Origin of the sequence: Aquidulcibacter sp. (genome assembly GCF_044346625.1) — a bacterium.
GTDB lineage: Bacteria > Pseudomonadota > Alphaproteobacteria > Caulobacterales > Aquidulcibacteraceae > Aquidulcibacter.
Window position 1 is genome coordinate 1 of the sequence record NZ_JBIIYV010000039.1, and the last position, 23,818, is coordinate 23,818.

19 protein-coding genes and 1 tRNA gene are annotated in these 23,818 nt (G+C 55.2%); 7 read left to right on the top strand and 13 right to left on the bottom strand.

Features of this window, described 5'->3' with window-relative positions; genetic code table 11:
* The first annotated feature begins 88 nt into the window (after window positions 1–88).
* Window positions 89–781: a hypothetical protein gene (locus tag ACIQ20_RS10635; protein WP_395780119.1), complete on the top strand. Its 693-nt coding sequence runs from the start codon at window positions 89–91 to the stop codon at window positions 779–781.
* Between the two features lie 105 nt (window positions 782–886).
* Here the strand turns inward: ACIQ20_RS10635 and rpoC are convergent, their stop codons facing one another.
* The 9 genes from rpoC to ACIQ20_RS10680 all read right to left on the bottom strand — a co-directional run bounded on the left by rpoC (window position 887) and on the right by ACIQ20_RS10680 (window position 13,304).
* Window positions 887–5,086, bottom strand: a complete 4,200-nt coding sequence (gene rpoC / locus ACIQ20_RS10640) for a DNA-directed RNA polymerase subunit beta' (RefSeq protein WP_395780121.1) — start codon at window positions 5,084–5,086, stop codon at window positions 887–889.
* 79 nt (window positions 5,087–5,165) lie between these two features.
* Window positions 5,166–9,290, bottom strand: a complete 4,125-nt coding sequence (gene rpoB, locus ACIQ20_RS10645; RefSeq protein ID WP_395780123.1) for a DNA-directed RNA polymerase subunit beta — start codon at window positions 9,288–9,290, stop codon at window positions 5,166–5,168.
* Between the two features lie 494 nt (window positions 9,291–9,784).
* Window positions 9,785–10,162 carry a 50S ribosomal protein L7/L12 gene (gene rplL / locus ACIQ20_RS10650; protein WP_395780125.1) on the bottom strand — a complete coding sequence of 126 codons (378 nt, stop codon included), beginning with the start codon at window positions 10,160–10,162 and terminating at the stop codon, window positions 9,785–9,787.
* A 54-nt stretch (window positions 10,163–10,216) separates the two neighbouring features.
* A complete protein-coding gene (rplJ, locus tag ACIQ20_RS10655; RefSeq protein WP_290806045.1) occupies window positions 10,217–10,732 on the bottom strand; it encodes a 50S ribosomal protein L10 in 516 nt (171 codons plus the stop codon).
* Between the two features lie 315 nt (window positions 10,733–11,047).
* A complete protein-coding gene (gene rplA / locus ACIQ20_RS10660; RefSeq protein ID WP_298228088.1) occupies window positions 11,048–11,752 on the bottom strand; it encodes a 50S ribosomal protein L1 in 705 nt (234 codons plus the stop codon).
* Window positions 11,753–11,754: 2 nt separating this feature from the next.
* Window positions 11,755–12,183, bottom strand: coding sequence for a 50S ribosomal protein L11 (rplK, locus tag ACIQ20_RS10665; RefSeq protein WP_395780127.1), 429 nt, complete (start codon window positions 12,181–12,183; stop codon window positions 11,755–11,757).
* A 140-nt stretch (window positions 12,184–12,323) separates the two neighbouring features.
* Window positions 12,324–12,863, bottom strand: a complete 540-nt coding sequence (gene nusG, locus ACIQ20_RS10670) for a transcription termination/antitermination protein NusG (RefSeq protein WP_395780129.1) — start codon at window positions 12,861–12,863, stop codon at window positions 12,324–12,326.
* Window position 12,864: 1 nt separating this feature from the next.
* Entirely contained in the window at window positions 12,865–13,203 is a 339-nt protein-coding gene (gene secE / locus ACIQ20_RS10675; RefSeq protein ID WP_395780131.1) for a preprotein translocase subunit SecE, read from the bottom strand.
* A gap of 25 nt (window positions 13,204–13,228) precedes the next feature.
* Window positions 13,229–13,304: transfer RNA gene (locus ACIQ20_RS10680), tRNA-Trp, on the bottom strand.
* Window positions 13,305–13,681: 377 nt separating this feature from the next.
* Here ACIQ20_RS10680 and ACIQ20_RS10685 point away from each other — a divergent pair.
* The 5 genes from ACIQ20_RS10685 to ACIQ20_RS10705 all read left to right on the top strand — a co-directional run bounded on the left by ACIQ20_RS10685 (window position 13,682) and on the right by ACIQ20_RS10705 (window position 19,907).
* Window positions 13,682–15,892 carry a TonB-dependent receptor gene (locus ACIQ20_RS10685; protein WP_395780133.1) on the top strand — a complete coding sequence of 737 codons (2,211 nt, stop codon included), beginning with the start codon at window positions 13,682–13,684 and terminating at the stop codon, window positions 15,890–15,892.
* A 129-nt stretch (window positions 15,893–16,021) separates the two neighbouring features.
* Window positions 16,022–16,765 (top strand): metallophosphoesterase family protein, encoded by a 744-nt coding sequence (locus ACIQ20_RS10690; protein WP_395780135.1) that lies wholly within the window; start codon window positions 16,022–16,024, stop codon window positions 16,763–16,765.
* Window positions 16,766–16,768: 3 nt separating this feature from the next.
* Entirely contained in the window at window positions 16,769–18,205 is a 1,437-nt protein-coding gene (locus ACIQ20_RS10695) for a serine/threonine protein kinase (protein ID WP_395780137.1), read from the top strand.
* A gap of 38 nt (window positions 18,206–18,243) precedes the next feature.
* A complete protein-coding gene (gene aroC, locus ACIQ20_RS10700; protein WP_395780139.1) occupies window positions 18,244–19,338 on the top strand; it encodes a chorismate synthase in 1,095 nt (364 codons plus the stop codon).
* A 5-nt stretch (window positions 19,339–19,343) separates the two neighbouring features.
* On the top strand, window positions 19,344–19,907 hold the full coding sequence (locus tag ACIQ20_RS10705) for a hypothetical protein (protein WP_395780141.1): 564 nt from the start codon (window positions 19,344–19,346) through the stop codon (window positions 19,905–19,907).
* Here the strand turns inward: ACIQ20_RS10705 and ACIQ20_RS10710 are convergent.
* The 4 genes from ACIQ20_RS10710 to ACIQ20_RS10725 form a co-directional block, all read right to left on the bottom strand.
* Window positions 19,879–20,442 (bottom strand): DedA family protein, encoded by a 564-nt coding sequence (locus ACIQ20_RS10710; RefSeq protein WP_395780143.1) that lies wholly within the window; start codon window positions 20,440–20,442, stop codon window positions 19,879–19,881. The genes ACIQ20_RS10705 and ACIQ20_RS10710 overlap by 29 nt on opposite strands.
* A 31-nt stretch (window positions 20,443–20,473) precedes the next feature.
* Window positions 20,474–21,655 (bottom strand): acyl-CoA dehydrogenase family protein, encoded by a 1,182-nt coding sequence (locus ACIQ20_RS10715; protein WP_395780145.1) that lies wholly within the window; start codon window positions 21,653–21,655, stop codon window positions 20,474–20,476.
* A 63-nt stretch (window positions 21,656–21,718) separates the two neighbouring features.
* Window positions 21,719–22,093 (bottom strand): hypothetical protein, encoded by a 375-nt coding sequence (locus ACIQ20_RS10720; protein ID WP_395780147.1) that lies wholly within the window; start codon window positions 22,091–22,093, stop codon window positions 21,719–21,721.
* Window positions 22,094–22,126: 33 nt separating this feature from the next.
* The gene (locus ACIQ20_RS10725; RefSeq protein ID WP_395780149.1) at window positions 22,127–22,963 is read right to left on the bottom strand and encodes a universal stress protein; all 837 of its coding nucleotides are present in this window, start codon (window positions 22,961–22,963) and stop codon (window positions 22,127–22,129) included.
* Between the two features lie 261 nt (window positions 22,964–23,224).
* Between ACIQ20_RS10725 and ACIQ20_RS10730 the strand changes: the two genes are divergently transcribed.
* On the top strand, window positions 23,225–23,806 hold the full coding sequence (locus ACIQ20_RS10730; RefSeq protein WP_395780167.1) for an HD domain-containing protein: 582 nt from the start codon (window positions 23,225–23,227) through the stop codon (window positions 23,804–23,806).
* Window positions 23,807–23,818: the final 12 nt, after the last annotated feature.

Below are 23,818 nucleotides of genomic sequence, written 5' to 3' on the forward strand. Positions count from 1 at the left end.
AATGGGACGTGATCGTCAAGGAGGCGATAGAGTATGCAAATAACTAAATCACTCAAGACACCAGAACGACCCACTTAAGAGATTAGATATGCTGTTTATGGCTGCAAGGCTGACGCACCAAAAAAGATTTTATGGTATGAGCTTGGCCGCTGTTGCCCTCACCTACTTGGGTGCATGTAGTCTGTCGGCTACACCGGCAACCGCGAACAGAGAAGTCGAAAATGGTCGCGACAAAAACGAAATGAGCATTTCGGTTGAGAATACTTCTGGTGGCATGAGTTCTACATCTGCCCTGCAACTCTCAGTCCCGATTGAGAATCTCATAGAATTTCCGAAAACGAGTAATGTACGCGGGCTTGGCCTAGCGTTTCTCTCACCAGCCGGAAGGCGGGTTGAGTGTGGATTGATTTTTGGAGGTATTCCTACGGGCGGGAGATGGGGAATGGATGATGTTCCCGGCCGGCCAGTTGATCGAAACCTAAGTGCTATTAGGGCAGGATTTCCGAGTTTGGACTGTTACGAAGGCTCATTTGATGCGAGATCGGGTTTCGCGGTAACAAATTGCGAAGTGCTAAGATCAGCGCAATTGTTTCAACCGTCGAGCCCATTGATAATCCAAAGCACCATGCTCAACAATGTGCTCAATGACTATGTTACGGCCGATATCTATGTTGGGCGAGAGCAACATATGAGCTGCAAGTTTCCGCGAACCGAGGTGTTAGAATTACCTAAATTTGAAGCAGAAACAGCAAAGGCTGTCGCAAGCTGGGCCCAAGATTAAAGCACAGCATTCTGCTCTTGTGTAAAGTCTTGTTGTGAAAAGTTAGAGACCAAAAAGGCCCCGGATTGCTCCGGGGCCTTTTCGAATTTGTGAAGTCTCGAAACCTTATTCGGTACCGAGGTCGACGACGTCCATGCCAGCCACTTCGGCAGGCAGAGGCTCCATCGCGCTTTCTTGCTCGATCGCAGCATCGGCATCTTGGTAAGCGGCAATCGCCTTCAAGCGACGCAGCGCACCACCGGTACCGGCTGGGATCAGGCGGCCCACGATGACGTTTTCCTTGAGGCCTTCCAGCGTGTCGTGCTTGCCATTGACCGCTGCGTCGGTGAGGACGCGGGTGGTTTCCTGGAACGACGCGGCCGAGATGAACGAGCGGGTCTGCAAGGAGGCTTTGGTGATCCCCAGAAGCACAGGCTCTGCTGTGGCTTCGCGGAGGCCCAATTCCTTCATACGAGCGTTTTCATCGATCAGGTCAACTTCATCAATGGCGTCGCCCTTGATCATGTCGGTATCGCCTGGATCGGTGACTTCAACCTTCTGCAACATCTGACGGACGATGGTTTCAATATGCTTGTCATTGATACCCACGCCTTGGAGACGATAGACCTTCTGGATTTCTTCAACCAGATATTCGGCCAAAGCCTCCACGCCCAGAACCGCCAAGATGTCTTGAGGTGCTGGATTGCCGTCGAGCAGATATTCGCCGCGCTTGATCCGGTCGCCATCTTGAACCGACAAGTGCTTACCCTTGGCGATCAGATAGGTTGCGGGCTCCATCGCTTCATCATCGGGGATGATGAGCACTTTGCGCTTGTTCTTATAGTCCTTGCCAAATTCTACGCGGCCATCGATTTCGGCGATGATCGCATGATCCTTCGGACGACGGGCTTCAAACAATTCAGCAACGCGTGGCAGACCGCCCGTGATATCACGGGTCTTGGCCCCACCGGTCGCAACACGCGACAGCGTGGCACCTGGCCCTATCATTTCACCATCGGTGACCGACAAGATCGCATCGATTGGCAAGGTGTAGACAGCGTCTGCGCCATTGGCCAATTTCACGAAGCTGCCATCATCGTTCAACAAAGCGACGGCAGGACGCAGGTCATTATTGGCCTTAGCTCCACGCCAGTCGATTACGCGCTTGGACGAAATACCGGTGGCATCGTCCAGCTCGTCGCGAGCTGAAACACCGTCTACGAGGTCTTGCAGACGCACGCGGCCGCCAACTTCGGTGACGATTGGGGTTGCAAACGGGTCCCAGTCGGCCAGACGCTGGCCGCGAACGACCTTCGTCTTGTCTTCTGCCCGGATACGCGCACCGAACGGCAGCTTGAAGGACTGACGCTCTTTGCCTTCGCCATCAAACACGGCAATCACCATGTTGCGGCTCAAGCAGACCAGATCGCCATCATCGCGCTTCACCGTTGCACGGTTCATGAAGCGCACTTCACCGTCGAGACCGGCTTCCATGAAGCTGGTATCGGCCACCTGAGCCGCACCACCAATGTGGAAGGTCCGCATAGTCAACTGTGTACCAGGCTCACCGATCGATTGAGCGGCGATAACGCCCACCGCTTCACCATGGTTGACGCGGGTACCGCGAGCAAGGTCACGACCATAGCAGGTCGCGCACACGCCGTTGCGGGTTTCACACGTCAGAGGTGAGCGAACCTTAATGGTCTGTACGCCAGCCTTGTCGATGGCGATGGCAATGTCTTCATCCACATAGGTGTCTTGTGGGTAGATGACTTCGCCCGTTTGCGGATCAACCGCATCTTGCGCCAAGGTCCGGCCCAGAATGCGCTGTTCCAACGAGACGATAACTTCCGCCCCTTCGGTGACAGCCCGCAACTCGATACCCATCGAGGTGCCACAATCTTCTTCGGTGATGATGCAATCCTGCGCCACGTCGACCAAACGACGGGTCAGATAACCCGAGTTTGCGGTCTTCAATGCGGTATCGGCCAAGCCCTTACGCGCACCGTGGGTGGAGTTGAAGTATTCCTGAACGGTCAGGCCTTCTTTGAAGTTCGAGATGATCGGCGTTTCGATGATTTCGCCCGATGGCTTAGCCATCAGACCGCGCATCCCGGCCAATTGCTTCATCTGGTTCTTCGAACCACGGGCACCGGAGTGCGCCATCATGTAAACGGAGTTCATTTCCAAGGTTACGCCGTCGCGACCTGGGCGAAGCTTCGAGACTTCTTCCATCATCGCGTCTGCAACGCGGTCGGTACATTTCGACCAAGCGTCAACGACCTTGTTGTACTTCTCGCCCTTGGTGATCAGACCGTCAGAATATTGTTGTTCATATTCTTCAACGCTGGTCCGGGTTGCTTCGACCATGGCTTCCTTTTCAGGTGGCACAACCATGTCGGCCATGCCGAAGGAAATGCCGGCCTTACAAGCTTCTTTGAAGCCCAATTGCATCATGCGGTCTGCAAAGATCACCGTCGCCTTCTGACCGCAGAAGCGGTAGACTTGGTCGATGATATTGGAGACTTCCTTCTTGGTCATCAACTGATTGACGATCGTTGGTGGCACCTTGGGGTGACGTGGCAACAGATCCGCAATCATAAAGCGGCCTGGGGTGGTGTTGATCGTCTTGGTGACGGGCTTGCCTTCATCATCGACGCCAACATAGCGCGCTTTGATCTTGGAATGCAGCGTGACAACGCCCGCATCCAAAGCCGCTTCGATTTCACCCAAGTCGCGGAAGGCCTTGCCTTCGCCGATTTCGTTTTCACGCTCAATCGACAAGAAGTAGAGACCCAAGACGATGTCTTGGCTTGGCACGATGATCGGCTTGCCGCTTGCAGGGCTCAAGATGTTGTTGGTCGACATCATAAGCACGCGGGCTTCAAGCTGGGCTTCAATCGACAACGGCACGTGAACGGCCATTTGGTCGCCGTCGAAGTCGGCGTTGAATGCGGTACAGACCAGCGGGTGTAGCTGGATGGCCTTACCTTCGATCAATTTCGGTTCGAAGGCTTGGATGCCCAAGCGGTGCAACGTAGGTGCGCGGTTCAGCATCACTGGATGCTCGCGGATCACTTCGTCGAGAATGTCCCAAACTTCAGGACGCTCTTTTTCAACGAGCTTCTTGGACTGCTTCACCGTGCTGGACAGGCCCTTGGCGTCCAGACGTTGGTAGATGAAGGGCTTGAACAATTCCAAAGCCATCTTCTTAGGCAGACCGCACTCATGCAGCTTCAATTCTGGACCCACGGTGATCACCGAACGGCCAGAATAGTCGACGCGCTTGCCGAGCAAGTTCTGACGGAAGCGGCCTTGCTTGCCCTTCAACATGTCGGCCAAGGACTTCAGCGGGCGCTTGTTGGCACCCGTGATGACGCGACCGCGACGGCCGTTGTCGAACAAAGCGTCGACGGATTCTTGCAACATACGCTTTTCGTTACGCACGATGATGTCTGGCGCACGAAGCTCAATCAGGCGCTTCAAACGGTTGTTGCGGTTGATCACGCGACGATAAAGGTCGTTCAAGTCTGACGTTGCAAACCGGCCACCATCCAGAGGCACCAAGGGGCGCAATTCTGGTGGGATGACGGGGATGTTCGTCATGATCATCCATTCTGGACGGTTGCCAGAATTCATGAAGGCTTCGATCAGCTTCAAGCGCTTGGCGAGCTTCTTTGGCTTCAGCTCGGTCGTGCACTCAGAGATATCGATGCGGATCTGCTTGGCAGTCTCTTCCAGATCGATGGCTTCCAGCATGGTGCGAACAGCTTCAGCACCAATGCCCACGGTGAAGCTGTCTTCGCCATAAGTGTCTTGGGCTTCATAAAGCTCGTTCTCATCGATCAGCTGACGCTCTGTGAAAGGCGTAATACCTGGCTCGATCACGATATGACGTTCAAAGTACAGAACTTTTTCCACGTCCTTCAAGGCCATATCTAGCATCAAAGCGATGCGCGATGGCAAGGACTTCAAGAACCAGATGTGGGCAACAGGCGCGGCCAGTTCGATGTGGCCCATGCGCTCACGGCGCACGCGTTGAAGCGTTACTTCCACGCCGCACTTTTCGCAGGTGACGCCCTTGTACTTGATGCGCTTATACTTGCCGCACAAGCACTCATAGTCCTTGATCGGTCCAAAGATGCGCGCGCAGAACAGACCGTCGCGCTCTGGCTTAAAGGTCCGGTAGTTGATGGTTTCTGGCTTTTTGACTTCGCCATAGGACCACGCCTTGATCTGGTCAGGGCTGGCCAAAGCAATGCGGATATTGTCGAATTGTGGGGCAATGGCTTGTGGGCCAAAGATGTTCATCACGTCTTGATTCATAGAACCCAGTCTCCCGTTCTCGTGAAGAGAACAAAGCGGAGCGTGCAAACCACGCCCCGCAAACTCAATCAAATGTGGATTATTTCTTCGGTGGGAGTTGGCCGCCGGCACCATCGCCAACAGCAGCTCCCATCCCTTCGACCAGCTCGACGTTCAGACCCAAGGAACGCATTTCCTTGATCAAAACGTTGAACGATTCAGGGATACCGACTTCGAATGTGTCATCACCGCGTACGATGCTCTCATACACTTTGGTCCGGCCAGCGACGTCGTCGGACTTCACCGTCAACATCTCTTGCAGGGTGTAAGCGGCGCCATAGGCTTCCAGTGCCCAGACTTCCATTTCCCCAAAGCGCTGACCGCCGAACTGCGCCTTACCGCCCAGCGGCTGCTGGGTGACAAGCGAGTATGGACCGATCGAACGGGCGTGGATCTTATCATCAACCAAGTGGTGCAGCTTGAGCATGTAGATGTAGCCCACGGTGACCTTGCGCTTGAACGCTTCACCCGTACGGCCATCATACAACGTGCTCTGCCCGGTTTCATCATTGCCCGTACGGCGCAATAATTCCCGGATGTCGCTTTCGCGTGCACCGTCGAACACAGGGGTCGCGATGGGAACACCGAACGACAGGTTCCGACCCAAGATTTTCAGGTCTTCTTCGCTCGTCGGCAATTCTTCATCTGGGCCATAGATGCTGGTCAGGGTATCGACAAAGCGTGCCTTGTCCCCTGCCCGCTCATAGGCTTCCAATGCTTCTTTGACTTGCTTGCCAAGGCCCGCACAGGCCCAACCCAAGTGGGTTTCGAGGATTTGACCCACGTTCATGCGCGAAGGCACGCCCAAGGGGTTCAGCACGATATCAACATGGGTACCATCTTCGAGGAATGGCATGTCTTCGATCGGGGTAATGCGCGAGATAACCCCTTTGTTGCCGTGACGACCGGCCATCTTATCGCCGGGCTGAAGCTTGCGCTTCACGGCTACGAAGACTTTGACCACTTTCATCACGCCAGGAGGTAATTCGTCGCCACGACGTAGCTTTTCAACCTTGTCTTCAAAGCGGGCATCCAAGCTGCGCTTTGCATCTTGGAACAGCTTTTGAATGGCTTCGATTTCACCCATCGCCGCTTCATCGGCGATAGCAATCTGCCACCATTGCCCTTTGGAGAAGTCAGCCAAGGTTTCTTCGCTGATTTCACCTTTGCTGAAGCCCTTAGGACCTGAAAGGCCTTCTTTGCCGACCAGCAATTCCTTCAAGCGGCCATAGATGTTGCGCTCAAGGATCGCCAACTCATCGTCACGGTCCTTGGCCAAACGCTCGATTTCCTCGCGCTCGATCTGCATCGCGCGCTGGTCCTTGTCGACGCCATGGCGGTTGAACACGCGGACTTCCACAACCGTCCCTTGAACGCCTGGTGGCACTTTCAAGGAGGTGTCGCGGACGTCAGAGGCCTTTTCACCGAAGATTGCCCGCAAGAGCTTTTCTTCTGGGGTCATGGGGGTTTCGCCCTTTGGCGTCACCTTGCCGACCAGAATGTCGCCTGGGTTCACTTCAGCACCAATGGCCACGATGCCTGCTTCGTCCAAGTTACGCAGGCTTTCTTCGCCAACGTTTGGAATATCGCGGGTGATTTCTTCGGGGCCGAGCTTGGTATCGCGGGCCGAAATCTCAAACTCTTCCAAGTGGATCGAGGTGAAGACGTCGTCGCGCACAATGCGCTCTGAAATCAGGATGGAGTCTTCGAAGTTGTAGCCGTTCCAAGGCATGAACGCGACAAGCACGTTCCGGCCCAGAGCCAATTCACCCAGATCCGTCGATGGACCGTCAGCGATGATGTCGCCATCACGGACCAAATCGCCAACCCGCACCAAAGGACGCTGGTTGATACAGGTGTTTTGGTTCGAACGTTGGAACTTGATCAAGCGATAGATATCAACGCCTGGCTTGGTTGGATCGGTTTCTTCGGTCGCACGCACAACGATACGTGTACCGTCGATTTGCTCCACGATGCCGGGACGACGGGCGACGATGGTGGCACCAGAATCGCGGGCCACTACGCCTTCCATGCCGGTACCAACCAGTGGCGCTTCGGCTTTCACCAAAGGCACGGCCTGACGTTGCATGTTCGAGCCCATCAGAGCGCGGTTTGCGTCGTCGTTTTCCAAGAATGGGATCAGCGCAGCAGCAACTGAAACTACCTGCTTGGGCGAGACGTCGATGAACTCAATCAAGTCGCGGTGTAGAATGGTTGCGTCGCCGTTTTGACGGGCTTCGACCAATTCTTCGGTGATATAGCCGGTTGCGTCGACGGGCGAGTTTGCCTGAGCAATCGCATATTTGGCTTCTTCGACGGCGGAGAGATAGATCACCTCTTCCTGCATTTTGCCATCGATCACACGCCGATAAGGGCTTTCGATAAAGCCATACTTATTGACGCGCGCAAACGTCGCCAACGAGTTGATCAGACCGATATTCGGACCTTCTGGCGTTTCGATTGGGCAGATACGGCCATAATGGGTTGGGTGCACGTCGCGGACTTCAAAACCAGCGCGTTCCCGCGTCAAACCACCGGGGCCCAAGGCCGATAGACGGCGCTTGTGGGTGATTTCCGACAGCGGATTGGTTTGGTCCATGAATTGCGACAATTGCGACGAACCAAAGAATTCGCGCACAGCCGCAGCCGCCGGCTTCGCATTGATCAAGTCATGCGGCATCACGGTGTCGATATCGATCGAACCCATCCGCTCTTTGATCGCACGTTCCATGCGCAACAGTCCGACGCGATATTGATTTTCCATCAATTCGCCGACCGAACGCACACGACGGTTGCCGAGATTGTCGATATCGTCGATTTCGCCACGGCCATCACGCAGGCCAACCAGAACTTTCAGAACTTCGATGATGTCTTCTTTGCGCAGAACGCGCATTTCGTCATCTACATCGAGGTCGAGGCGCATGTTCATTTTCACGCGGCCAACGGCCGAGAGGTCATAGCGCTCCTTGTCGAAGAACAAGGACTGGAACATAGCTTGGGCGGTTTCTTGCGTCGGGGGCTCACCTGGACGCATGACGCGGTAGATATCGGTCAAAGCGCTTTCGCGACCGTCATTCTTGTCCAGAACGATGGTGTTGCGCATCCAAGGACCAACGGTGACATTGTCGATGTCGAGGACGTCGATTTCGGTCACGCCAGCTTGGCGCATTTCCACGATTTGAACATGGCTCAACTCTTGGCCAGCTTCAGCGTAGATTTCACCGTTTTCGGCGCTGGCGATATCGAAGGCCGCAAAGCGACTGATCAATTGATCGTCTGGCACCAACAAAGTGGTGACGCCTTCTTCAGCCAATTTGTTGGCATTGCGAGCCGACAACTTCTTGCCGCCTTCAGCAACAACTTTGCCGTTGGCTGCATTGATCAGATCGTAAGCTGGCTTTTGGCCGCGCCAACGCTCTGGCACGAACGGAATGTTCCAGCCGCCTTCTGCTGCGGTATAAGTAATGGTCTTGTAGAAGGTCGACAAAATGTCTTCCGCACCCATGCCCAAGGCATAAAGGATGGTGGTCGCAGGCAGCTTGCGCTTGCGGTCGATACGGACATAGACGACGTCCTTTGCATCAAACTCAAAGTCGAGCCATGAACCACGGTACGGGATAACGCGGGCTGCGAACAACAGCTTGCCCGACGAGTGGGTCTTGCCCTTGTCATGGTCGAAGAACACGCCGGGCGAACGGTGCATCTGTGAAACGATCACGCGCTCAGTGCCGTTGACTACAAAGGTGCCCTTGTCGGTCATCAAAGGAATGTCGCCCATATAGACGTCTTGCTCTTTGATGTCTTTGACGGACTTTGCGCCGGTATCTTCGTCTGATTCAAAGGTGATCAGACGCAGCTTGACCTTCAGAGGAGCCGAAAACGTCAAGTCGCGCTGGATACATTCATCCACGTCAAACTTGGGTGGCTCAAACTCAAAAGAGACATATTCCAGAACGGCGCGTTCCTGGAAATCCTTGATCGGGAATACCGATTTGAAAACGGCCTCAATGCCTTCATCGCGGCGCATTTCTTGCGGCACATCTTTTTGAAGGAATTGGTCATAGGAACTTTTTTGAACCTCGATCAGGTTCGGCATTGTCACTGCCTCGGCAATTTTGCCGAAAGATTTACGAATACGTTTCTTACCCGTGAACGATTGAGCCATCGCTCTTCCCTTCTTGTGGGGCCGCGCGATCATCCAGCGGGGGCTGGGCGCGCAGGCTGCCGAATGATTGCCTGCTCGGGAAAAAGCCCCCTTCAAACGCAAGAAAAGGTCCCGCAGGCGTGTGGGACCGTAGCGTGGAAATATGAAGGTGCGACGTGCGTATGTCTTAGGTCGCACTGCAAGTAAAGGGGGATCGGACAGTCTTCACAGCTGTTTTATGCTCGAGCCATAGCTGGCCTAAATTTTTCACGCAAAGACAAGCTTAACAAGGTGTAAGTAACGGCAAAAGCCAAGATTATTTCCGACAATTCTTCAAAGACTTCGTGCTGCAATACGATACCAGAACTGACCATTAAGGCAAAAGCTGCGGGCCAGGAAAAACAATCGCGCGGGAACCGAATAATTGTTAGAGCACGGACGGATTGCGGTCACAAAAAAAACGGGCACCTCCATCATAGAGGTGCCCGCCTTTGTTTTCAGCTTACGCCGAAAGCTTACTTCAATTCGACCTTTGCGCCAGCTGCTTCGAGCTGAGCTTTGATCTTGTTGGCTTCGTCCTTGGACACGCCTTCTTTGACTGGCTTTGGAGCTGCTTCGACCAGATCCTTGGCTTCTTTCAGGCCGAGACCGGTGATGCCGCGAACTTCCTTGATCACTTCGATCTTCTTTTCGCCGAACGAGGCGAGAACGACGGTGAATTCGGTTTGCTCTTCAGCAGCTTCAACTGGAGCAGCAGCGCCGCCAGCAGCAGCAACAGCCACAGGAGCAGCAGCAGTTACGCCCCACTTTTCTTCAAGAAGCTTTGCAAGGTCTGCAGCTTCCAAAACGGTCAATGCGGACAGGTCTTCGACCAACTTTTCGAGTTTAGACATTTTCGTGTTTCCTAACTTGGATAGGTTTGTAAATGGTATCGCGGACGACGGACGTCACGCAGCATCCTTGTCGGCATAAGCCTGTAGAACGCGGGCCAGCTGGGCGGCAGGTGCTTGGACCACAGCAGCGATTTTCTGGGCAGGTGCCTGAATAACGCCAATGATCTTCGAACGCAGCTCATCCAAGGATGGCAAGGTAGCCAGCGACTTGACGCCATTAGCGTCCAGTACTGTTGCGCCCATGAAGCCCCCAGTCAGAACGAGCTTGTCGTTCGTCTTGGCGAAATCTGCCATCAATTTCGGTGCGACCGTTGGGTCTTCCGAAAATGCAACAGCTGTCGGGCCTTTCAGAAGCACATGGGCACCTTCGCCCGCATGCCCCTCAAGAGCCAGCCTCGCGAGGCGGTTTTTAACCACCTTCACGCCCGCACCAACGGCCGAAGCCTTGATACGGAGGTCCGTCAATTCCGCGACGGTCATTCCGGTGTAGTGCGCAAACACAACAACGGTATTCTCGTTAAAGACGCTTTTCAGTGTCTCGACGACTTCGGCCTTTTCGGTCCGATCCATCGCGGTCTCCTCAGGTTTGATAGATAGGACCATCCTATCTGTCGGTGACTGACACCTCCCAAAGAAAGGGCGGCGACAGGCCTGCCCGGGGACGAAGGACCTCTGATCCGTTTGTTGCCAAACCTATCATCAGTAACACTCGCTCCCGTCTAACGTGGACCAGAAAGTCTCCCTTCTGATTAAGCCATTGCTGGCATCCATGATCTCGGACAGGTTGCTCTGCGTCGATAACAACACAACACAGAGCATTCGCGCGGGGTTGCCCCCGTTTGAATGGGTTGGACGGGCAGACCTTATGGCCTGCCCATCAAAACTTTAGGCTGGGACGTTGATCGCAGAAGCGGTGTCAACCTTGACGCCTGGACCCATGGTCGAAGACATCGACACGCGGCGGACGTAGGTGCCCTTCGCGCCGGTTGGCTTAGCTTTTACAAGTGCGTCGACCAAAGCGCGGGCGTTTTCAACCAAAGCGGCTTCGGTGAAGCTTGCCTTGCCAATGCCTGCATGAATGATACCGGCCTTTTCCACGCGGAACTCAACAGCGCCGCCCTTGGAATCTTCAACAGCCTTTTTGACGTCCATGGTCACGGTGCCGACCTTTGGGTTTGGCATCAGACCGCGTGGGCCCAAGACCTTACCCAAACGGCCAACCAGAGCCATCATGTCTGGGGTCGCGATGACGCGGTCAAAGTCCATGCGGCCGCCTTGCACTTCTTCGAGCAAGTCTTCTGCACCGACGATTTCTGCACCAGCTGCGCGGGCTTCATCCGCCTTTGGACCGCGGGCAAACACGGCCACGCGGACCGAACGGCCTGAACCGTTTGGCAGATTACAAACGCCACGGACCATTTGGTCTGCATACTTTGGTTCAACGCCCAGATTGACGGCGATATCGACACCTTCGTCAAACTTAGCTTTTGCATTAGCCTTCACGATCGCGATGGCTTCTTCCAAGGTGTAGAGCTTTTCAGCAACAACGCTTGTGCGGGCGGCGGAGAGCCGTTTTCCAACTTTAGCCATGATTATGCCACCACTTCCAAGCCCATGGAACGTGCCGAGCCAGCGATGATTTTCGTCGCGGCGTCTAGGTCCATAGCGTTCAAGTCCTTCATTTTCATTTCAGCGATCTCACGGCACTGGGCCATGGTCACCGAACCAGCGCGGTCACGACCTGGCTTCAGGGAGCCCTTCGAGAGACCTGCTGCCTTCTTGAGATAGTGCGACGCAGGTGGCGTCTTGATCTCAAAGGTGAAGCTCTTGTCCTGATAATAGGTGATCACGGTTGGGCACGGGGTGCCCTTTTCCATTTCCTGCGTTTTGGCGTTAAAGCCTTTGCAGAATTCCATGATGTTCAAGCCGCGTTGACCCAAAGCCGGCCCGATTGGTGGAGCAGGCTTTGCTTCGCCTGCCTTCACCTCGAGCTTAATTTGCCCGAGAATCTTCTTCGCCATAGTCCCACTCCTAAAAGCCACCCTATTCAGGTGTGCTTGGGTTTTTCGATCAATCCAGCAAGACTGGAAGATCGAGGGTTACGTGGTCCGGTCGCGCTGGCTAATTTGCGCGAACCTCCCACATCTCATGAGCCGATGGATTAGCTAAGCTTTTCCACCTGCGCATATTCAAGCTCAACCGGTGTAGACCGGCCGAAGATTGAAACTGCTACTTTGAGGCGCTGACGCGACTCATCGACTTCTTCAACATGGCCTTCGAAGGAAGCAAACGGGCCATCCATAACCCGCACCTTCTCGCCCAAATCGAACGAAATAATTTGCTTTGGACGCTCAACGCCTTCTTCGACCACGCCCAGAATGCGCTGAACTTCCCGCTCAGACACAGGAGTTGGACGCTTGCCAGCATCAGCACCCAAGAAACCGGTCACCTTCGGGGTGTCCTTAACCAAGTGATAGGTGGCGTCATCCAACTCCATCTTCACCAAAACATAGCCCGGAAAGAAGCGGCGCTCGCTGACGCGTTTGCGGCCACGGACAGTCTCTGTCACTTCTTCGGACGGCACCAGAACTTGCTCAACCTTATCGGCCAAACCCTTCTGGGCAGCAGTCTCTTTAATTTGCTCTGCAACTTTCTTCTCGAAGTTCGAGTAAGCGTGCACGATGTACCATTTGGCGCTCAACCTATTGTCCCCCGCCAATACCGAGTATGAAGCCGACTGCGCTGCGCAGCAGCAAGTCAACTAAGAAAAAGAAAATCGCGGCAACCACGACCATCAGGAAAACGAAAACAGTCGAAACCAAGGTCTCATTGCGCGACGCCCAGGAAATCTTGCGAAGTTCCGAACGCACGTCCTTAAAGTACTGGACGATGCCAGACTTTTTGACTGCAGGCTTTGGAGCCGGAGTGGGCGTGGTGGGTGCTTGTGCCATAATTTTCTCGGTAGTGCGGGCATCCCGAAAGCGCCAGCCCCAATCGTTCCTGTTTTGCATTCCATTGAGCGACTTCTTTAGTGAAGCCACCGTGTTCCTATTACCATCCCGCGCCTGGCAGGGGCTGAGGGACTCGAACCCACGACCCTCGGTTTTGGAGACCGATGCTCTACCAGCTGAGCTAAACCCCTAAAGCGCGCCGCGCCCGAAGGCGTTAGACCTTGGGCGCGGACCGCCGCATATGCCCGAACACCCCTTCTGACGCAAGAGGGGCATGTGAAACAAGTCGCAGGAAATGGCTAGATGTGCGCAGCGATTGGAGGTGCCCCGAAACCCTGACACGATCCTGCAGCAAATCTGTCGCTAAATTGTTGCAACAACGCAACACACGCGAACTAGAGTCGCCCAAAACGTGAATTTCACCATTGGCATGGTAGATTCCTCTGTGCCCGCACGTTACCGCACTCGCCCATCAGCATTTTGGCGCTTCAGATTCCCCCTCGACCAATCCGGTCTTTCTGGAGCGAAAACCCGATTTAGCGATTTCGACAATCAGGATGGATCTCACATGATTTCTAAACGTCACCTCGCAATGGCCTCGGTTAGCGCCGTTGCTTTCAGCACCCTTGCATTCGCACCAGGTTTCGCTGCGGCCCAAACCGCAGCAGCGGCAGAAGAGCCAACCGGCATTGAGACCGTCATCGTGACCGCTCGTAAGCGCGAAGAAAGCAGCCAAGACGTGCCTGCATCGCTGACCACGGTGCGCGGTGATGCGTTGACGACTTTGACCTCTGGCGGCGCCGACATGAATGCCTTCTCTGGCCGCGTTCCATCGCTGGTTGTTGAAAGCTCGTTCGGCCGCACCTTCCCACGCTTTTACTTGCGCGGTTTGGGCAACTCCGACTTCGACTTGAACGCTTCGCAGCCGGTTTCGTTGATTTATGACGAAGTGGTGTTTGAAAACCCAGTGCTCAAAGGCTTTCCTGTATTCGACGTCGAGCGCATCGAAGTTTTGCGCGGACCACAGGGCACATTGTTCGGCCGCAACACGCCAGCCGGTATCGTTAAGTTCGACAGCGTCAAGCCAAATGGCAAATCTGGCGGCTATTTAAAGGGCGGCTTCCGCTCATTCGGCGGTCGTGATGCGGAAGGTGCTTTAGGTGGTGCGATCACCGACACGGTGTCATTCCGCGTTTCGGCCTTGTTGACCGGCCAAGACGATTGGATCACCAACACAGGGCCATTGGCTGAAAAGAATCTGGGCGGCTTTGACGACCGCGCCATCCGAGGCCAATTGCGTATCCAGCCTAGCGACCAACTCGACATCTTGCTGAACGCACATGCCCGCAAGCTTGAAGGCACGTCTCAAATCTTCCGCGCCAACGTCATCACTCAGGGCAAGCGCGGCCTGAACAGCAATTATGTTGCTGACCGCGTCAGCTATGACCAAGGTGAAGGCAACAACCAAGAGCTTGAGTCAAAGGGCCTCACCGCCCGTATCGCTTATGACTTCGGCAATGTCACCCTGACTTCGGTCACTGGATATGAAACACTGACCTTCTACGGCCGTGGCGACATCGACGGCGGTGTAGCTCGCGTTGGCCCAGGCTTCATTCCGTTCAACTCCGATACGGCTGATGGCGTCGATGATCACAAGCAGGTCACGCAAGAATTGCGTCTCTCCAGCAATGGCGATGGTGCACTCAGCTGGCAAGTTGGCGCTTATGTGTTCCAAGAAGAGCTGTCGATCTTCTCACTGGGCTTCGAGTCCCCAACCGCCATCTTCACCGATGCACGCCAAACCCAAGACACCAATTCTTGGGCCTTGTTCGGCTCGTTGACCTACAAGCCAAGCGACCGTTTGGCTCTGACAGCTGGCCTGCGCTATTCGGATGACAGCAAGGATCTGGTGGCACGTGGCGGCATCGCCAACATCCCGCCAGTCAGCAGAAGTGTTTCCGATGAAGCTGTGTCTTGGGATCTCTCGGCAACTTATGAAGCCACCGAGGCCGTCAATGTCTATGCACGCGCCGCACGCGGCTATCGTGCTCCTTCCATCCAAGGCCGCATCTTGTTCGGTACCGCCGTTACTACGGCCAAATCCGAGTTTGTGACCTCGTTTGAAGCGGGCGTGAAAGCCTTTGCACTCGACCGCACGATCCGCGCAGACTTCAACGTGTTCGCCATGAACATCGAAGACCAGCAATTCACCGCCATCGGCGGCGCTGGCAACTTCAACCAATTGTTGAACGCCAAAGAAGGCAAAGCATCTGGCTTCGAAGCCGAACTCCAATGGTTGCCAACTCAGAACTTGTCGTTCGCTGGTTCGCTGTCTTACAACAAGACCGAAATCAACGACCCTTCATTGACAGTGGGTGCTTGCGGTGCGCCTTGCACCGTTCAGAACCCATTGGTTGGCGGCATTGCCAGAATCGATGGCAACCCCTTCCCGAACGCGCCAGAGTGGATCGCCAACGTTTCGGCCAAATACTCTAAGCCATTTGGCAATGGCCATGAGTTCTTCGCTTTGACCGATTGGGCCTATAAGGGTGAGACCTATTTCACCCTCTATAAGTCGATCGAATTCTCAGAAGACGGTTATTGGGAAGGTGGTCTGCGCACTGGTGTCACCTTGTTCGACAACAAGTATGAAATCGCTGCCTACGGCCGTAACATCACAGATGAAGAGCGTTTGGTCGGTGGCATCGACTTCAACAACTTGACCGGCTTTACCAACGCACCACGCATCTGGGGCGTTGAAGCGAAAGTCAATTTCTAAGCTTTTAACTGGACTAATCTAACCTGAATAAGCGGGCCTGACAGACCACTGTCGGGCCCGCTTTTTGTACAGCGTGACAGAGGCGACTTGTGGGTCATCCTCCGCTATAGTGCCCCCTTGCATGGGGGGATGCGCGTGATCGCTTTGTTCGGCGATATTCATTCAAATATCCAAGCGCTTGAAGCGTGTTTGGAAGATGCCGAGGCACACGGCGTCACCCGTTATGTGTTTCTGGGCGACTTTGTCGGCTATGGCGGAGACCCTGGAAAAGTGATGGCAAAGATCGAGGCCATGGTCTCGGACGGTGCCGTAGCAGTCAAAGGCAATCACGATGATATGGCCAGTGACTTTGATCGCGAGATGAACGAAACCGCCGCCAGTGCCGCCAATTGGACGCGCCATCAATTGTCGAAAGAGCAGCAGAAATTTCTCGATAGCCTCCCAATGGTGATTGAAGACGAAGATCGTCTTTATGTACATGCCGATGCCTCAGCGCCGGAGAAATGGCGCTATGTCACCGATTGTGCCAGTGCGCAGCTGTCCCTTGAAGGCACCCAAAGCCGCATCGTGGTATGCGGGCATGTGCATCAGCCAGCAATCTATGGTCTAGCCAGTGATGGGTCGATATCCCGCTTTGTCCCCGCCGATGAGGCCAAGGTGCCGCTTTTAAGCTCGCGACGCTGGCATGTGGTGTTGCCCAGTGTCGGCCAGCCGCGTGATGGCAATCCGCTGGCAGGATATGGCCTCTATGATACGACCAGTCGCCAACTCGAGTTTCGGCGGCTACCTTACGATATCGACGGGGCCGCCGCCTCTATTCGGGCTGCGGGTCTGCCCGGCCGATTGGCCGACCGCCTTCATGTTGGACGCTAAAGTATGAGCGCGTCACACCTGATCGAACCCGGCATGGTGATCGACGAGTTTACGATCGGTGAGATCGTGCATCGGGGTGGTATGGCAGTCCTATGGCGCTGCACCCACCCTGAGATCCCCTTCCCGCTTTTAATGAAAGTGCCGCGCCTTGCCGATGGCGAAGACCCTGCGGCCATCGTTAGCTTTGAGATGGAGCAAATGATCTTGCCGCGCTTGTCTGGCCTGCATGTGCCCAAGACGTTTGGCGTTGGGGACTTTTCCAAGCAGCCCTATATCGTGGTGGAGGAGATTGGAGGCGAGACCCTGCTCCCAAAACTGAAAGAATTGCCCTTACCGGCCACAGAAGTCGCCCGAATTGGCATTGCCTTGGCCACTGCGCTCGACTCTCTGCATCGCCAGAACGTCATTCACCTCGATCTAAAGCCTTCCAACATCTTGTTTCGGCCCAGTGGCGAAGCTGTTCTGATCGACTATGGTCTTTCACACCACACCGATTTGCCTGACCTGATGGCGGAGCAATTCCGTCTCCCTTACGGTACCGCCCCCTATATGGCCCCGGAGCAAGTGCTGGGCGTACGCAATTATCGTCGCTCGGATGTCTTTGCGCTTGGGGTGCTTCTCTATTTCTTTGCAACAGCTGTGCGCCCGTTCGGCGATCCGATCAGCCTCAAAGGCTTGAAGGAGCGCCTGTGGCGCGATCCGATCCCGCCACGCCGCTGGCGGGATGATATCCCAGCTTGGCTGCAAGAGGTCATTCTGCGCTGCCTCGAGCCCAATCCAGAACAGCGCTACCCGACAGCCGCTCAAGTCGCCTTTGATCTCAAAAATCCCGACCAAATCGTGCTAACCCCTCGCGGTCAGCGCTTGCGGCAAGACTCCTGGCTCACGGCATTTCGGCGCAAACACAATCGCGAGACCTATGCCCCTGCGCGAAAGCTCGCAAGCCAAAGCAAGTTTGCTGCTGCGCCCATCATTCTGGTGGCGCTGGACCCGACCACAATCAATGGCCCACTTGGACGGGCTCTACGCGATAAACTTCAAAGCACCTTAGCTGCTACGCCCCAAGCGCGAGCCGTTGTGATGACGGTTTTGAACAATAGCGTAGCTGCCTTGGATCAAAACCCGATTGCAACCTCGCCTAATCGGCATGTGGCGCGCATGGTTGCCTTGAAGCAATGGGCCAAGCCCTTAGGACTAACCGAACAAGCCATCTCCTACCACGTCCCCGAAGCCCTCAATACAGCAGAGGCCATCCTAGATTATGCCCGCGCCAATCATGTCGACCACATCATCATGGGTGCACGCGCTGAGAGCACGGTTCGGAATTTACTAGGGGCGGTTTCAGCCCAAGTTTCTGCCCACGCACCGTGTACAGTTACGGTGGTGCGGCGTCGGGAATGGCCTACTGCGGATATGACTTCTGAAGAAAAGCATTCCTAGGCTTCGCAATTTATACCTAAGCAGGTTATGAAAACGCCATGTCACACAATAGCTTTGGCCATCTTTTCCGTGTCACCACTTGGGGCGAAAGCCATGGGCCCGCGCTTGGATGTGTGATTGATGGCTGTCCGGCGGGTCTTTCCTTAACAGCTGAAGACATTCAGGGCGATCTGGATCGCCGCAAACCCGGCACCAGCCGCTTTGTTACCCAAAGACGCGAAGCTGATGAAGTGCGAATTCTCTCAGGCATTTTTGAAGATGATCGCACAGGTGGGCCAGTCACCACGGGAACGCCAATTAGCCTAATGATCGAAAACACCGATCAGCGCAGCAAGGACTATTCCGAGATCCGCGACAAGTGGCGACCCGGGCACGCCGACTATACTTATGACGTCAAATATGGCGTGCGCGACTATCGCGGTGGTGGCCGGTCCAGCGCGCGCGAGACCGCTGCGCGGGTTGCTGCGGGCGCTATCGCAAAAAAGGTTATAGGGCCAGAGATCACGATCCAATGCGCGCTGATCCAAATTGGCCCGCACAAGATAAATCGCGCCAATTGGGACTGGGCGCAAACCCGTGAGAACCCATTCTTTGCCCCAGATGCCGCAATCGTTCCGGTTTGGGAGGCTTATCTCGACGAGGTCCGCAAGGCGGGCTCGTCGACCGGGGCTATCCTAGAAGTCGTCGCGTCAGGCGTGCCTGCAGGTTGGGGTGCGCCGATCTACGGCAAGCTCGACAGCGATCTGGCCGCAGCCCTCATGTCAATCAATGCGGTCAAAGGCGTCGAAATTGGAGCAGGCTTTGAAGCCGCGATGTTGAACGGGGAAACCAATGCCGATGAAATGCGCCGTGGGCCCAATGGAGAGGTTGTGTTTACGACCAACAATAATGGCGGAATCTTAGGCGGTATTAGCACGGGTCAAGACATTGTAGCGCGTTTTGCGATCAAGCCAACTTCTTCTATCCTAAATGAAGTCAATAGCTTGAACCGCGATCTTGAGGAAGTTTCGCTTCGGACGATCGGCCGCCATGACCCCTGCGTCGGAATCCGGGCGGCCCCAGTAGGAGAAGCCATGATGGCATGTGTTTTGGCCGATCATATGCTGCGCCATCGCGGCCAAAAGGGTGGTTAGAACAGATGGGGCCATCTGATCGACCAGACCTTTTAGGGCGCGTGTTCATCAGTGATTTTGATTCCCGGTCTGCCCGCGCCTTTGTACTTGCCGGGATAGGCCTGTTTGGGTTGGCCGGGCTTGCCAGCCTTGCCTTTCTCAGAACGATTCCGCTTTTACCCCTGCTCTGTATGGCGGCCTTGGTCTTTCATTTTGCCCCCGCTTTGTGGCCTCGCAAATCTGCCATTGATTTGAGGAACGAGGGCTTCCGGCTCGATGGATTGGGCTTAATCCCGTGGGAGGCGATTGGTAAAGCCAGTTACAATGAGGGGCCGATCAACCAAAACGCCAAAGCCCGTTTTGTAGCTTTGCTAGAGATCGAGCTGGTTGCCACTTTCGATCTCGCAATTGTGCGCCCTGATGCGGGTCCGCCTTGGCGGCGTTTACAATCGCGCAACTGGCGCAAAGTCGGCGACAGCCACCTAACGATCCTTTTATCTGGCCTCACCGATAGGCCACGCGACATCCGACAAGCGTTTGAAGTGTTTCTGGGCTCTCCGATCACAGGTCCGCGCGGCCTGGTCGTTTAAGCTTGGCTGAAATCATCCTAAACGTGACGAAAACCAGGATGGCCGAAATCAAACCGATGGCCAGATAAAGCTGCCCCTTCTCGCCCGCAACCGTGCCGACACTCGCGATCAACGCCCACGCGACAAAGGTATAGGCCAAAGCCGAGATCACAATCCAAGCAGCAAAGAGCCCAAAGGGCACACCAAAAAATCCTGCCGCAATATAGGCCGGGATACGGGTCCCGGGCACAAAGCGCGCGATCAGTAACGTCTTTCCGGGATTTGCAACGATTTTCGCTCGAACTTTAGAAACGGCTGGTTTTTCCGAAAATCGATGCGCCCAAGCTTGAGTCCTTCCAGCCCAACCGAGCCAATATTTCCACAAGTCGCTGATGATCAAGCCCGCCAACATGACGATAACAATCAAGAACCCATCGGCCATGTGATCCATGCCGGGATGGGCGAAGGCTGTCACAGCGCCAAGAACCGCTGCATCCTCTTGGACAAAGGGCGCGATAAAGGCACTTAAATAGATGACATAGTCAGAAGGGATCATAGACAACAAAACGTGGGCATTTCATTTGCGGTTACAGCCCTAGCTGCCGCGCAGCCAGATCGCGCATGATCTCTTCGGAGCCCCCACCAATCGCATTCACCCGCACTTCGCGGTAAATGCGTTCAATCCGCGAGCCACGCATATAGCTGGCCCCGCCCAGAATTTGACTGGCTTCGCGCGCACAAAACTCCAACGTTTCGGTTGCTTGGACTTTTAGCAAGCAAAGATCGGCTACCGGTGTCTCACCTTGGGCGACACGCCACGCGCATTGATCGAGCCAAGCCGTTGAGGTCGCGATCTTTTGCACCATTTGAGCCACTTTGTGCCGCACGACTTGGTGATCCGCCAAGCGCTTGCCGAATGTCTTGCGCTGGCGGGCCCAGATGACAGCATCTTCGACGCAGGCGCGCGCGGCACTTAAAGCCCCCGACGCCATGCCCAGTCGCTCTCCATTAAAATTGGCCATAATGCCGTAGAAGCCGCCATTTTCCGGCCCAATCAGATTTTCGGCTGGCACCTGCACATCTTCAAAGAAGATTTCAGCCGTGTCAGAGGCCCACCAGCCCTGCTTTTTCAAAAGATTACGCGTTACGCCTTTTGCGTTTGCATCAATCAGCAGCAGACTAATCCCGCCTGCTCCTGGCCCCCCAGTACGCACGGCTGTTGTTAGCCAATGGGACGTGCAGCCGCCCGTAATATAAAGCTTCGAGCCATTCACCCGAAATACATCGCCGTCCCTGACGGCACGGGTCTGTAGATTAGCGACGTCGGAGCCTGCGTCTGGTTCTGTTATGGCCAGACTGATTTGTTGGTGACCCGCCAAAACCTCTGGCGCAAGGCTCGCCTTCATCGCGTCACTGCCAGCCGCCAGAACGGGGGGCAGGCCAATGCCGTGAATCATAAGGGCAGCAGTAATACCGCCAGCACCTATGCGTCCTAATTCCTCGCTGGTGACGATGCCATGATGCCAGTCATAGTCGGGGCCACGTCCCGTGCCGCCATATTCCACCGGATAGCCCGCGCCCAAGAGACCAAAAGCGCCAGCGCGCAAAAACAGGTCGCGCGGTATGGACCCCGCCTCATCCCATTGGTCGACATAGGGCATGATTTCCCGGTCGATGAAGCGGCGCAATTGGGTACGCCACAGGCTGTGGCTTTCGCCCATGAAGGGGGATTTGGGGCGGAGTGAGTCGAAATCGAGTGAGTCAGGCATGTCCAAATCTAAGCAGGGTTTCCCCATCCTGACCAGTGGTCAAAACGGGGAGCATGCTTAAATCTAATCGTCGTCTTCTTGAGCGACTTGATAGACAAGGGCCTGGCCGCGCCTTGTAATCGTGATGTAATCGCCAACGAACAAGCGGTGATCAGCGAGATGGTCGAATGCGTCATCGGGCCCCTCGCTCTTTTCATCATAATGGACGCGCCACCGCCCACCTTGATGGCTTAACCATCCGTCGGCAACATCTTCAGGATCCGGGGAAAAACGCTTAATGGTGCATTGGGCGCGATGGGCTTTCCAGGCTTCAGCGTCCAAATGTCCATCTTGGCGCAAGGGGGCAACAACCACATAACCATGTCGATTGTCGCCGGTGGGGTAGCCTGCCTCTGGATTGCGAGCGAGGCGCAAAGTCATACGTGTAAGACCAGACATGGAGGTTCCTTTCAGAAAACTGGTTGGATAGCTCTAATGACAAAGCATCAAAGAAGGCGTGGTGACCGTCTTCAACAGGGTGCGGGTGACGCCGCCGAAAACGAATTCCCGCGCGCGGCTGTGCCCATAGGCCCCAGCGACCAGAAGCCCGGCACCATGAGTGGTACAGGCTTTGAGGATTTCAGAGGCCGTATCTTTCGAGGCGTCCATCGTTTCGATGTGGGCCTTGATGTCTTGCCGACCAAGCCAGTCCTGTAGACGTGCTGGATCGCTCAGCTCCTTACCTTCATCTTCCAGCGCACCAACTGATTGAATGATAACAACTTTGCCAGCCTTGCGCAGAAGCGGCAGGGCGGCTTTTGCGGCGCGTCCCGCCTCGACGCTGCCATCCCAAGCAATCAAGGCTGTCCCAGTTAGCATGCTGATCGGCGTCCGGGGAATGAAGATGGGGGCGTGGGCATCCATCAGCAGGGCTTCAAAAACCGGCGAGATCGAGGTCTTGCCGCGCACGGTCTCGCACCCAAACATGACGATATCGCTTAGGGCTGAACGGCGTGCCAACAGGCGATCTTGCAAACCGATCAGTCTCTCAACCGTCAGCCCGCCTCTCCCGCTAGCCAAGGCTTCCACTCGGGCCTGAACGTCCGCCCAAGCTTGCTCATTCCCATCACGTGCAGATTGGATCAGGCTAGCCGAAGTGGAGGCAAAGGACCCATCTGCAGACCAAGCCATCAGTTCCGTTGGATCCATTTGCGCATAAACGCTCGCGACTTTGCCGTCTATCAACTCCGCCAAGGCCAAGCCTTGCTGCAAGAGCGCTACGTCGCTGTCGTCACCACGTAGGGGTACGAGAATTTCACATTGAGTCATATTGTTTCCTCCATCACTACAAAACCGTGCGATGCGCTTATGGTTCCCAAATGACCATAACGAGCACCTCACCTAAATGCTGAGAACTTCACTGGCAATTCGCCGTCATTCTCGGCATGAGTGTGTTTCCACGGCTAAGACGTGGGCACGAAAGCATCGCGTCCACAAGTGACAATCAACCACATGAGACAAATGGCCACACAAGCACCTGCCTCCCCGCGAAAGTCAGCAAAGTCCGCGCCGCCCCGTGCCTGGCAGCGAATGTTGTCCGGTCGGCGTCTGGACCTCCTAGACCCCTCGCCGTTGGATATTGAGATTGAGGATGTTGCTCATGGGTTGGCCCGTGTTGCACGCTGGAATGGCCAAACAACAGGCGACCACGCCTTTTCTGTGGCCCAACACAGTCTGATCGTTGAAGAGATCGCAGCCTATATTGAACCCAGCCTGACGCCAAAAGAGCGCTTGATGGCGCTGTTACATGATGCCCCTGAATATGTCGTGGGCGATATGATTAGCCCGTTTAAGAACGCCTTGGGCGTTGATTATCGTGCATTTGAAGACCGGTTGGAGCGGGCAGTCCATATTCGGTTTGGCTTACCGCCGAAAACACCTGTGACCTTAAAGAAGCTGATAAAGCGTGCCGATCTTGCGTGCGCCTATTTTGAAGCGACCCAAGTTGCGGGTTTTGGCCAAGAGGAATCGGTGGTTTTCTTTGGTGCACCGCCCGTCGGCCTTGTCATTTCCATTGACCCCTGGCCTGCCCGTCAGGCGCAAGCGGCCTATGTTGCCCGCCATCAGGCCTTGATCGCTCTGATTGATGCTCAAAGCCCGACCCAGCGTTAGAAAGAAGGTGGT